Here is an 11,840-nt window from a genome sequence, read left to right on the forward strand (position 1 = left end):
TTGCGAGAGATTTGCCATGAGAGTGATTTTTGCCGGAACCCCCGAATTTGCCCGCGTGGCCCTGGCGCGCCTGCTGGCGGCGGGGTTCACCGTGCCATTGGTGCTGACGCAGCCCGACCGCCCTGCAGGCCGTGGCATGAAGCTGCAGGCCTCCCCCGTCAAGCAATGCGCGCTGGACCATGGCATTGCCGTGGCGCAGCCGCGCAGCCTGCGGCTGGACGGTAAATACCCCGAAGACGCTGCCGCCGCCCGCGATGCGTTGCTGGCTGCCCAGGCCGATGTGATGGTGGTGGCCGCCTACGGTCTCATCCTGCCCCAGTGGGTGCTGGATATGCCCGCCAAAGGTTGCCTCAATATCCACGCCAGCCTGTTGCCCCGCTGGCGTGGCGCTGCGCCCATCCACCGCGCCATCGAGGCGGGCGATGCCGAAACCGGCGTCACCATCATGCAGATGGACGCAGGGCTGGATACGGGCGACATGCTGCTGGTCGAAAAAACCCCCATTGCCCCCACCGACACCACAGCGGTGCTGCATGACCGCCTAGCCGACCTGGGTGGCCGCATGATCGTGGAAGCGCTGGAGCTGGCCGCCTGTGGTGGCCTGCAGCCCGTGCCCCAGCCTGCCGAGGGCGTGACCTACGCGCACAAGATCGAGAAGGCCGAGAGCGAGATCGACTGGTCTTTGCCAGCCCATGTCATTGGCCAGCGCATTCGCGCCTTCGATCCCTTCCCGGGCGCCAGCACCGCTTTGCAGGGCGAGGCGATCAAGGTGTGGGGCTATGAAATTGATAGCTACCAGCGCTTATCCAATGAGCGCTGCGGGCAGATTTTGGCATCAGGCCCAGAGGGCGTGACGGTGGCTTGTGGCGAGGGCGGCGCCCTGCGCCTGACCACCCTGCAGCGCGCCGGGGGCAAGCGCCTGCCGGTGGCAGACTTTCTGCGCGGCTTTCCGCTGCCTGTGGGCCAGGTGCTGGGTGCCAGCACGGTGGCCGCGTGAGCGCGTCGCCCTGGGCCCGTGCACGGGCCATGCTCAGCCACCCGTCGTTTCGGCTGGCGGGCAAAGACATGGCGGGCACCTCGGTGGGCATTGGTGCCTGGGGGCTGGTCACGGGCGTGGCCATGATCAAGAGTGGCATGTCACTGCCCATGGCGGTATTCATGTCGCTAGTGGTGTACGCAGGCAGCGCCCAGCTGGCCGTCATCCCGTTGCTCACGGTGGGTGCGCCGCTGTGGGTGGTGTGGCTCACGGCGTCGTGCGTGAACCTGCGCTTTGTGATTTTCAGCAGCATGTGGCGCAACTACTTTGCGCACCTGCCGCTGCGCTGGCGGCTGGCCACCGGTTACTTCAGCGGCGATGTGATCTTTGTCGCCTTCATGAAGCGCTTTCCCGAGCAAAAGCCCGAGCCGGATCAGGTTCCCTACTTCTGGGGCGCGGCCTGCACCAACTGGCTGGCGTGGCAGGTGCCTTCGCTGGTGGGTATCGCCCTGGCCAACGTGGTGCCGTTGTCGTGGGGCCTGGGTTTTGCGGGTGTGCTGGCGCTGCTGGGCGTGCTGCTGTCGCTGCTGTTTGACCGCGCCACGTGGATCGCCACGGGCGTGGCAGCCACCGCCGCCATTGCCGCGTTTGCGCTGCCGCTCAAGCTCAACATTCTGGTGGCCATTGCGGCTGCCGTGGCCGTGGGCTTGCTGATCGAGGCCGTGGAGCACCACCGCAACCCGCCCGAGTTGCTGCTGGTGCCCGCTGAAGAGGATTTGCCGGCCGATGAACAGCAGCATGTGCGCGACGGCGACATAGTGCCTGTGCGAGAGGAGCGCCATCCATGAACTGGTCCTGGGTTGAACCCGTCATTGCCATCCTCGGGCTAGCAGTCATCACCGTGGTGTCGCGGTCGTTCTTCATGATCCCCGAGCGCGAGATGTCCATGCCCAGCTGGCTCAAGCGGGGCCTCAAGTACGCGCCCCTGGCCGCACTCACAGCCGTGATCGCGCCAGAGATCCTCATGTCGCAGGGCCAGCTCATCAACACTTTTCAGGATGCCCGGCTGCCCGCCGTGCTGTGTGCCACCGGCTACTACTTCTGGCGGCGCGGCATCCTCGGCACCATCGTGGTGGGCATGGCGGTGTACCTGCCTTTGCACATCGGCTGGGGCTGGTAGAGATAGCACCCCCCTGAGTCGCCTTCGGCGCCTTCCCCCTCTCTCGCTTCGCGGGAGGGGGACGCACCCGGTGGCCTGGCAAAGCCAGTTCCACGGGTGCACTGGCACAGACGGCGGGGCACCCTCTGCTGCGGTTACTAAAATGGCCGCCGCGAAAGCCCTCCTTTCCCTTTACACCTCTGCTATGAACATCCTTCGCTTTTCCGATCTGTGCGCCCAGGGCAAGGCCCGCAACCAGCGCGTCTTCATCCGTGCCGACCTGAATGTGCCGCAAGACGACGCCGGCAATATCACCGAAGACACCCGCATCCGTGCCTCCATCCCCGCCATCCGCATGGCGCTGGACGCCGGTGCCGCCGTCATGGTGACCAGCCACCTGGGCCGCCCGACCGAGGGCGAATTCAAGCCAGAAGACTCCCTGGCCCCCGTGGCCAAGCGCATGGCCGAACTGCTCGGCCGTGATGTGCCGCTGGTCGCCAACTGGGTGGACGGCGTGCAAGTGGCCCCCGGCCAGGTCGTGCTGCTGGAAAACTGCCGCCTGAACGTGGGCGAGAAGAAGAACAAGGAAGAGCTGGCCCGCAAGATGGCTGCGCTGTGCGACATCTTCGTGAACGACGCGTTTGGCACAGCCCACCGCGCCGAAGGCACCACCTACGGCATCGCACAGTTCGCCCCCATCGCCTGCGCAGGCCCGCTGCTGTCGGCTGAAATCGATGCCCTGACCAAGGCCCTGGCCCAGCCCCAGCGCCCCCTGGCCGCCATCGTGGCGGGCTCCAAGGTGTCCACCAAGCTCACCATCTTGCAAAGCCTGGCCGACAAGGTGGACCAGCTCATCGTGGGCGGTGGCATTGCCAACACCTTCATGCTGGCGGCAGGGCTGCCCATCGGCAAGAGCCTGGCCGAGCCCGACCTGCTGGACGCTGCCAAGGCCGTGATGGCCGCGATGAAGGCCCGTGGTGCTGAAGTGCCAATCCCTACCGACGTGGTCGTGGCCAAGACCTTTGCGGCCGATGCGCCCGCCACAGTGAAGGCCGCCACCGATGTGGCCGAAGACGACATGATTCTGGACATCGGCCCCGAGACGGCGGCCCGCCTGGCTGCGCAACTCAAGTCCGCTGGCACCATCGTCTGGAACGGCCCCGTGGGCGTATTCGAGTTTGCGGCCTTTGAAAACGGCACCAAGCAGATCGCCCAGGCGATTGCCGAATCGCCTGCCTTCAGCATTGCGGGCGGTGGCGACACGCTGGCTGCGATTGCCAAGTACGGTATCGAGAAGCAGGTGGGCTACATCTCCACCGGCGGCGGCGCTTTCCTGGAAGTGCTGGAAGGCAAAACCCTGCCCGCGTTCGAGATTCTGGAAAAGCGCGCAGCCGGAAACTAAAACATTCCGCGCGTCGTCAACAGGTTCTAAGGGCCACCCTGCGGGGTGGCCTTTTTCATGGGCAGACCTGCACGAACAGGTTCCATGGCCCCCGCCCAGCGGCGCCCACCTAAAATCACCCCCCATGACCTTCATCGACACACTGCGCGCTGCCACCACGCAAAACCAATCCATGCTGTGCGTGGGCCTGGACCCCGAGCCTTCCCGCTTCCCCGCCCACCTGAAGGGCGACGCCAGCAAGATTTACGATTTCTGCGCGGCCATCGTCGATGCCACGGCTGATCTGGTCTGCTCGTTCAAGCCGCAGATTGCCTACTTTGCCGCCTACCGGGCCGAAGACCAGCTCGAACGCCTGATGGAGCACATGCGCCGCACGGCGCCCCAGGTGCCGGTGATTCTGGACGCCAAGCGCGGCGACATCGGCTCCACCGCGCAGCAATACGCCAAAGAGGCATTCGAGCGCTACGGCGCGGATGCGGTCACGCTCTCGCCTTTCATGGGTTTTGACTCCATCGAGCCCTACCTGGCCGCCTACCCCAGCAAGGGGGCTTTCTTGCTGTGCCGCACCTCCAACCCCGGTGGTGACGACCTGCAAAACCAGCGCCTGGTCAGCATCGAAGGCCAGCCCCTGATGTACGAGCACATTGCCAAGCTGGCCCAGGGCCCCTGGAACCTGAACGGCCAGCTCGGTCTGGTGGTGGGTGCCACTTACCCGCAAGAGATTGAGCGCGTGCGCAGTATTGCGCCCACGCTGCCCCTGCTGATCCCCGGCGTGGGCGCGCAGGGCGGTGATGCGGTGGCCACCGTGCGCGCAGGCCTGCGCAGCGACGGGCCCATCATCGTGAATTCTTCGCGTGCCGTGCTGTATGCGTCTTCGGGCGATGACTTTGGCGCGGCCGCCCGCGCCGAGGCCCTGCGCACACGCGCGGTGCTGGAGGCCGCGCGCAGCGCCTGAGCGCCCTCCCCGAGCCGTCCTCATCGCCTGCGGCCCCACCCGTTCCACCCAGGAGCCTCGCCCATGCAACTGAAATGGCTGGAGGACTTCGTGGCGCTGGCGCAGGAGCGCAGCTTTACCTGCGCGGCCGAGCTGCGCCATGTCACCCACCCGGCCTTTGGGCGCCGCATTCGCGCGCTGGAGTCCTGGGCGGGCACACCGCTGATCGAGCGAGAGGCCGGCCCCGTCAAGCTCACGGCTGCGGGCCAGGCGTTTCTGGACACCGCGCTGCAGATGACGCGCCACCTCGCGCAGTCACACGACGAACTCATGGCCATTGCAGGCCGCCAGGGCCGCACCGTGACGCTGTGCACCGGCCGCACCCTGGCGCGCACCATCGTGGCCGACTGGCTGGTGCGGCTGCAGCCCTATCTGGCCGATGGCGAGTTGCGCATTTCCACCCGTTCGCTGGCGGATGCGGTGCATGACCTGCAGCACGGCCTGGCCGACTTTTCCATCCTGTACCACCACCCCTCGCTGGTGGTGCCGCTGGACGGCCGGCAGTTCGAGCATGTGGCGCTGGCCACGGACCGGCTGCTGCCCGTTTCACGCACCGATGCCAGCGGTGCCCCGATGTACTTCCTCGAAGCGGGCTGCGCGCCCGTGCCTTACATCGCCTACGACCGCACCCTTGCGCTCGGGCGCCTGGTGGAAGACCTGCTGGCCCATCACCCCCTGGCCGCCCACCTCAAGCGGCTGGTGGAATGCGATTCGCCCGATGCCAACTACGAGTACGTGCGCAAAGGGCTGGGCGTTTCATGGCTGCCCTGGTCTGTGGTGCATGCCGACGTCAAATCGGGCCTGCTGGCCCCGGCCGGTGCCAAGGGGCTGGAGGTGAAGTTTGATGTGCGCATGTTCCGCCCCAAGCGCCGCCTGAGCGCGCTGGCCGAGTCTCTCTGGTCCACCATTGCACGCCGCTAGTAACGAATCTCCAACTCGGGACACTGGGGGGCAGGGCGCCTGGCGCAGCGCAGTCGCCGGGCTGAAAAGGCTGGTTTCGGTGCCGTTTTGGCACCGCAGCGCCCTACCGTGCTTCGCACAATGGGTGTTCCATTCCCATCGAGGAGATCACCATGCGTCCTGTTCCATCGGCCCTGCGCCGCAGCGTTTTTCATTGGGCGGTCGGTGCACTGGCTGGCCTGGCCCTGGCCCCTGCAGCCCTTGCGCAAGCCCCGGCCTACCCCAGTAAGCCCATCACCATCGTGGTGGGTTACCCACCGGGCGGCAGCACGGACCTGATGGGCCGCATGGTGGGCACCGAGTTGTCCAACCGCCTGGGCCAGCCCGTGGTGATTGAGAACATCGGCGGCGCGGGCGGTGCCATTGGCGCGCAGAAGGTGGCCAGCGCCCAGCCTGATGGCTACACGCTGCTGGTGGGCGCGAGCAATGAGCTGGCCATCAACAAGCTGGTGACCAAGAAGGTCAAGTACGACATCAAGGACTTCACCGCCATTGGCCTGGTGGCCTCGCAGCCGCTGGTGCTGGTGGCCTCGCCCGCCTCGGGCGTGAAGAACGCGGCAGATTTCATCCAGCTCGTCAGCAAGAACCCCGGCAAGTACAGCTACGGCAGTTCGGGCGTGGGCACATCGCTGCACTTGGCGGGCGAGATGCTCAAGAGCCAGGGCAACTTGTTCATGACGCACATCCCCTACCGCGGCGTGGCGCCGCTCACCAACGACCTGGTGGGCAACAACCTGGAGTTTGGCGTGTTTGTGCTCTCCAGCGGCCTGCCGCACATCAAGAGCGGCAAGGTGATGGCTCTGGGCACCACCGAAGCCAAGCGCTCGCCCATCACGCCCGACATTCCCGCGCTGGCTGAATCGCCCCAGTTCAAGAACGTGGACATTGGCGTGTGGTTTGCCCTGATGGCCCCCGCCAACCTGCCCAAGCCCGTCCACGACAAGCTGCGCAAGGCGCTGACCGATGCGCTGCAGTCGCCCGAATTCCGCAAGAAGCTCGAAGCCACGGGCTCGGTGGTGGCCTCGCCCACGGTGGACACCGACAAGTACATCGCCAGCGAGATCGACAAGTACCGCAAGATCGTGCAATTCGCCAAGATTGAAGAATGAACATGACCCTGAACAACGCACCCGCCCCGCTGCACTTCGCTTTGCCGGTGCCGGACATCAGCGCCTGGCGTGCCGGCAACACCGGCGTGGAGGGCGTGTGGCACTTTGACAGCGGCAAACCCGGCCGCAACGTCATGGTCAGCGCGCTGGTGCACGGCAACGAGCTGTGCGGTGCCTGGGCGCTCAAGGGCCTGCTGGAGGCCGGTGTGCGGCCCGAGCAGGGCAGCCTCACGCTGGCGTTCTGCAATCTGGCAGCCTTTGACCGCTTTGACGCAGCCCACCACGACGCCTCGCGCTTTGTGGACCAGGACCTGAACCGCCAGTGGCTGGACGAGCGCATGGACGCTGGCGACAGCAGCGAGCGCCGCCGCGCCGCCGCGCTGCGGCCTTTTGTGCAGCGGGCCGACTGGCTGCTCGACATTCACTCCATGCACGAGTCTTCGGCGCCGTTGCTGCTCACCGGCGTGCAGCCGCGCAACCTGGCGCTGGCGCGGGCCATGCGCGCGCCCGAGCACATCGTGGTGGACGCCGGGCACAAAGACGGCGTGCGCATGCGCGACTACGGCCGCTTCGGTCTGCCGGATGACCAGGCGGGCGACACCCGTTCGCTGCTGATCGAGTGCGGCTTCCATGGCGACCCGGCCAGCCTGCAGGTGGCCCAGGACCAGTGCGTGCGCTTCATCGAACAGTCGGGTGTGATCTCTGCCGCAGCGCTGGCGCAGCAACTGCCCGGCTGGCGACTGCCCGATGCGCCCCGCCAATGGGCGCTGGAAGTGACCCAGCCCGTGGTCGCCCGCAGTGCGGCATTCCGGTTTGTGGAGCCCTTCACCGGGCTGGAGTGCATTGAGAAGCAAGGCACGGTCATTGGCGACAACGACGGTGAGCCGGTGCTCACTCCGTACGACGATTGCGTGCTGGTGATGCCGTCCACGCGGCAGGCGCAGAGCGGCGTGACGGTGGTGCGCTACGCACGGCGCACCTTGCTGTAACCCGGCCCGGGGGCCTCAGTGTGAGCGTCAGTGCGTGGGGCGCCCGGCCTCGATCTGGTTGCGCACCAGCTGCGCCAGCGCCATGTCGCCGGGGGTCTCGGGCGTCCAGGTGTCCACAGGGCGAGGGGTGCCATGTTCGTCGGGCGAGACGAACACCGCCACGCAGTGCGTCACCTCCTGGTAGGCCTCGCTGATCTGCGGGCCGCTGCGCACTTCAATGAAGATGTTCATGCTGGTGGTACCCGTGTAGGCCAGGCGGGCTTCCACCTCCACCAGGGCACCAGCCACCACGGGGTGCGCGAAGCGGATCTTGCCAAAGCTGGCCGCCACGCAGGGGCTCTTGGCCCACTGGTGGGCCACCACGGCAGCGGCTTCGTCAATCCACTTCATGACGGTGCCTGCGGCCACGCGGCCGCCGGGGCTGTCGGCAGAGGCTTCTGCCACAAAACGCAAGATGGTCGAGGTGGTGGTCATGGGCTGCTGCGGGGCCAGGCTGGCCCGCAAAAGTTCTTCATGCAACCCATTATTCATGAGAGCTGCGACAGGGTGGCCGCCGTTGCCCGCCTGAATGTGACCGTTTGTAGGGGCAAGGCAGCCCGCCGCACCGGCAGGCTTGCCAGCACGGCGGCGCTTATTTGCTATTGTATTGATAGCTAATTGCGCTTGCTAGGTAAGCGCTGGAGGGCTATTTCTTACTCAAAACCCACAGATCAAGGCGCAGGCGCCTGGATGCCCAGGGCCGCCAGTTCTTCGGGGCTGAACACCCGCGAGCGGGTGTGAAAGGCCTTGCCCTCGGGCCCCTCCAGCGAGAAGGTGCCGCCGCCATGCCCGTCGATCACATCGATGATGAGCTGCGTGTGCTTCCAGGTCTCGTACTGGGCCTTGCCCATGTAGAAGCGGCAGCCGCCGATGTCGCCCAGGTACACATCGCCCGCACCCATGGTGATCTCGCCGGGCAGGTAGCAGTTGGCGGCGCTGTTGTCGCAGCAGCCCCCGCTTTGGTGAAACATCAGGTCCTGCCCATGCTTGGCTTGCAGCAAGGCCAGCAGCTCCAGCGCGGCGGGCGTGGCCACCACCCGTGGGGGTGGCAGGGTGCCGCTGGCGTGTGTGGAATCCACTGCGTCCATGGCCTTCATGGCGTCAGGCCGTCATGGCCCCGCGGAAGATGCCTTCAATGTCCGCCTGCGTGGCGGTGCGCGGGTTGGTCAGGCCGCAGGCATCTTTCAATGCATTGGCGGCCAGCAGCGGAATGTCCGCCTCCTTCACGCCCAGGTCGGCCAGACACTTGGGAATGCCCACATCCAGCGCCAGCTGGCGGATGGCAGCGAGGCAGGCTTGTGCACCGGCTTCGGCGTCCAGCCCCGCCACGTTCACACCCATGGCGTGGGCCACGTCGCGCAGACGTGCGGCCGACGTGGGCACGTTGAACGCCTCCACATGCGGCAGCAGCAGCGCATTGCACACGCCGTGGGGCAGGTCATAAAAGCCGCCCAGCTGGTGCGCCATGGCATGCACATAGCCCAGCGATGCGTTGTTGAACGCCATGCCGGCCAGGAACTGCGCATACGCCATCTGCTCGCGGGCGTTCAGGTCGTCGCCATGGTTGACGGCGGTGCGCAGGTGGCGGGCAATCAGCTCCACGGCCTTGAGCGCGCAGGCGTCGGTGATGGGCGTGGCGGCGGTGGACACATAGGCCTCCACCGCGTGGGTCAGCGCGTCCATGCCGGTGGCAGCCGTCAGGCCCTTGGGCTTGGCCAGCATCAGCTCGGGGTCGTTGACGGACAGGATGGGCGTGACATTGCGATCCACGATGGCCATCTTGATGTGGCGCGTCTCGTCGGTGATGATGCAAAAGCGCGTCATCTCGCTGGCCGTGCCCGCCGTGGTGTTGATGGCCACCAGGGGCAGCTGCGGTTTGGCAGAGCGGTCCACTCCTTCGTAGTCGGCAATCTCGCCGCCGTTGGTGGCGCACAGGGCAATGCCCTTGGCGCAGTCGTGGGGCGAGCCGCCGCCCAAAGAGATCACGAAGTCGCACTGCTCGGCCTTGAGCTGCGCCAGCCCGGCACGCACGTTGCCCACCGTGGGGTTGGGCTGGGTGCCATCAAACACTACCGAGGCAATCTGCTGCCCGGCCAGCTGGGCCTGGATGCGCGCCGCCACGCCGAGCTTGCTGAGCACGGCGTCGGTAACGATCAGCGCCTTGCGAAAGCCGTGACCCTTCAGGGCCACCATGGCTTCCTGCAGACAGCCTGCGCCCATGATGTTGACACTGGGCATGAAAAACGTACTGGTCATCGTGAACCTCCTTGATGGATCAAACGACGGCCTGGGCTGCAGGGCCTGCAGCGGGCCGCTTCGCCAAAAATCGTACGCCCGTCAGGGCGCGGCGAAGCGGCCAGGCCGCTTCAACTCTTGACGTCCGTCAAAAGAAGCCCAGCTTGTTCTCGGAGTAAGACACCAGCAGGTTCTTGGTCTGCTGGTAGTGGTCCAGCATCATCTTGTGGTTTTCGCGGCCAATGCCCGATTCCTTGTAGCCGCCAAACGCTGCGTGCGCGGGGTAGGCGTGGTAGCAGTTGGTCCACACGCGCCCGGCCTTGATGGCGCGGCCCATGCGGTAGGCCACGTTGCCGTTGCGGCTCCACACACCGGCGCCCAGGCCGTACAGCGTGTCGTTGGCAATGGCCAGCGCTTCGGCCTCGTCCTTGAAGGTGGTCACGGCCAGCACGGGGCCGAAGATTTCTTCCTGGAAGATGCGCATCTTGTTGTGGCCCTTGAACAGCGTGGGCTGCACGTAGTAGCCGCCCTCCAGGTCGCCACCCAGGTGGGCCTGGCCGCCACCGGCCAGCACTTCGGCGCCTTCTTGCTTGCCCAGGTCCAGGTAGCTCAGGATCTTGGTGAGCTGCTCTTTGCTGGCCTGCGCGCCCATCATGCTGTCGGTGTCCAGCGGGTTGCCGTGTTTGATGGCGGCCACGCGCTTCAGGACACGTTCCATGAACTTGTCGTAAATGCTCTCCTGGATCAGCGCACGCGATGGGCAGGTGCAGACCTCGCCCTGGTTGAAAGCAAACAGCACCAGACCTTCAACGGCCTTGTCGAGGAAGGCATCGTCTTTGTCCATCACATCAGCAAAGAAGATGTTGGGGCTCTTGCCGCCCAGCTCCAGCGTGGCGGGGATGAGGTTGTTGGCGGCAGCCTGGGCAATCACGCGGCCGGTGCTGGTCGATCCGGTGAAGGCGATCTTGGCAATGCGCTTGCTGGTGGCCAGCGGCATGCCGGCTTCACGGCCAAAGCCGTTCACGATGTTGAGTACGCCCGGCGGCAGCAGGTCGGCAATCAGCTCGGCCAGGATGAGGATGGAGATGGGGGTGCTCTCTGCGGGCTTGAGCACCACGCAGTTGCCCGCGCCCAGGGCGGGTGCCAGCTTCCAGGCGGCCATCAGGATGGGGAAGTTCCACGGAATGATCTGGCCCACCACGCCCAGCGGCTCATGGAAGTGGTACGCCACGGTGTTCTCGTCGAGGTTCGACAGGGCACCTTCCTGCGCGCGCACGCAGCCCGCAAAGTAGCGGAAGTGATCGACGGTGAGCGGAATGTCGGCGTTCAGCGTCTCGCGGATGGCCTTGCCGTTGTCCACCGTCTCGGCATAGGCCAGCAGCTCCAGGTTCTGCTCGATGCGGTCGGCAATCTTCAGCAGGATGTTGCTGCGTGTGGCGGCATCGGTCTTGCCCCAGGCGTCTGCTGCGGCGTGGGCGGCATCCAGCGCCAGCTCGATGTCTTCAGCGGTAGAGCGGGCGGCCTGGGTGTAGACCTTGCCGTTGACGGGCGAGATCACATCAAAGTACTGGCCCTTGACGGGGGGCACGAACTTGCCGCCGATGAAGTTGTTGTACTGGGCCTTGTAGGCGATCTTGGCGCCAGCGGCGCCGGGGGCTGCGTAAACGGTCATGTGTTGTCTCCTGTCAGTGTTTTGGACATCTGCTGCGCGTGTTGCGGCGGCAGATGACAGCACCTATACAAGACCCATGCCAGCCCTTGCATGCCTGCTGGGCAAGGGTTGCTTGCGCGCTAAGTGGCTGATTTGTTTGGGTTTTGGTGTGTGAGGGCTCGGAGTTGTGACGCGTTGGCGCCATGCGTTACGTTCCAACACAGAACACCTGTCACGAAATGGAACAGTTGGACAGTTTCCCTGTGCAAACGCTATTGCACCGCCTTTCGCACCCGGCCATACTGCCCCTTCGAAGCGGGTGCCAT

General features: G+C 65.7%; 12 protein-coding genes. 8 read left to right on the forward strand and 4 right to left on the reverse strand.

The features are described 5' to 3' along the window. Positions 1-16: 16 nt before the first annotated feature. From fmt to IHV84_RS05475, 8 genes are all read left to right on the forward strand, one after another. The gene (gene fmt, locus IHV84_RS05440; protein WP_198846129.1) at positions 17-997 is read left to right on the forward strand and encodes a methionyl-tRNA formyltransferase; all 981 of its coding nucleotides are present in this window, start codon (positions 17-19) and stop codon (positions 995-997) included. Between the two features lie 29 nt (positions 998-1,026). Further along, positions 1,027-1,824, forward strand: a complete 798-nt coding sequence (locus IHV84_RS05445; protein ID WP_198846166.1) for an AzlC family ABC transporter permease — start codon at positions 1,027-1,029, stop codon at positions 1,822-1,824. After that, positions 1,821-2,156: an AzlD domain-containing protein gene (locus tag IHV84_RS05450; protein WP_198846130.1), complete on the forward strand. Its 336-nt coding sequence runs from the start codon at positions 1,821-1,823 to the stop codon at positions 2,154-2,156. Before IHV84_RS05445 ends, IHV84_RS05450 begins: the two co-directional genes overlap by 4 nt. Before the next feature lie 184 nt (positions 2,157-2,340). Then, positions 2,341-3,537 (forward strand): phosphoglycerate kinase, encoded by a 1,197-nt coding sequence (locus IHV84_RS05455; RefSeq protein ID WP_198846131.1) that lies wholly within the window; start codon positions 2,341-2,343, stop codon positions 3,535-3,537. A gap of 124 nt (positions 3,538-3,661) precedes the next feature. After that, the gene (pyrF, locus tag IHV84_RS05460) at positions 3,662-4,492 is read left to right on the forward strand and encodes an orotidine-5'-phosphate decarboxylase (protein WP_198846132.1); all 831 of its coding nucleotides are present in this window, start codon (positions 3,662-3,664) and stop codon (positions 4,490-4,492) included. 63 nt (positions 4,493-4,555) lie between these two features. Then, complete coding sequence (locus IHV84_RS05465) at positions 4,556-5,452, forward strand: LysR family transcriptional regulator (RefSeq protein WP_198846133.1); 897 nt, start codon at positions 4,556-4,558, stop codon at positions 5,450-5,452. Between the two features lie 152 nt (positions 5,453-5,604). Further along, entirely contained in the window at positions 5,605-6,600 is a 996-nt protein-coding gene (locus IHV84_RS05470) for a tripartite tricarboxylate transporter substrate binding protein (RefSeq protein ID WP_198846134.1), read from the forward strand. Positions 6,601-6,602: 2 nt separating this feature from the next. Next, positions 6,603-7,589, forward strand: a complete 987-nt coding sequence (locus IHV84_RS05475; protein WP_198846135.1) for a succinylglutamate desuccinylase/aspartoacylase family protein — start codon at positions 6,603-6,605, stop codon at positions 7,587-7,589. A gap of 27 nt (positions 7,590-7,616) precedes the next feature. Here IHV84_RS05475 and IHV84_RS05480 read toward each other — a convergent pair whose 3' ends face one another. From IHV84_RS05480 to IHV84_RS05495, 4 genes are all read right to left on the reverse strand, one after another. Further along, the gene (locus IHV84_RS05480) at positions 7,617-8,063 is read right to left on the reverse strand and encodes an acyl-CoA thioesterase (protein ID WP_066785759.1); all 447 of its coding nucleotides are present in this window, start codon (positions 8,061-8,063) and stop codon (positions 7,617-7,619) included. 236 nt (positions 8,064-8,299) lie between these two features. After that, a complete protein-coding gene (locus tag IHV84_RS05485; protein ID WP_233099776.1) occupies positions 8,300-8,725 on the reverse strand; it encodes a DUF779 domain-containing protein in 426 nt (141 codons plus the stop codon). A 4-nt stretch (positions 8,726-8,729) separates the two neighbouring features. After that, a complete protein-coding gene (gene yiaY / locus IHV84_RS05490) occupies positions 8,730-9,884 on the reverse strand; it encodes an L-threonine dehydrogenase (RefSeq protein ID WP_044394970.1) in 1,155 nt (384 codons plus the stop codon). Between the two features lie 127 nt (positions 9,885-10,011). Next, positions 10,012-11,535, reverse strand: a complete 1,524-nt coding sequence (locus tag IHV84_RS05495; protein WP_198846136.1) for an aldehyde dehydrogenase family protein — start codon at positions 11,533-11,535, stop codon at positions 10,012-10,014. Positions 11,536-11,840: the final 305 nt, after the last annotated feature.

Origin of the sequence: Acidovorax sp. IB03, from assembly GCF_016406015.1 — a bacterium.
In the GTDB taxonomy this organism is placed as follows: Bacteria; Pseudomonadota; Gammaproteobacteria; order Burkholderiales; family Burkholderiaceae_C; genus Acidovorax; species Acidovorax temperans.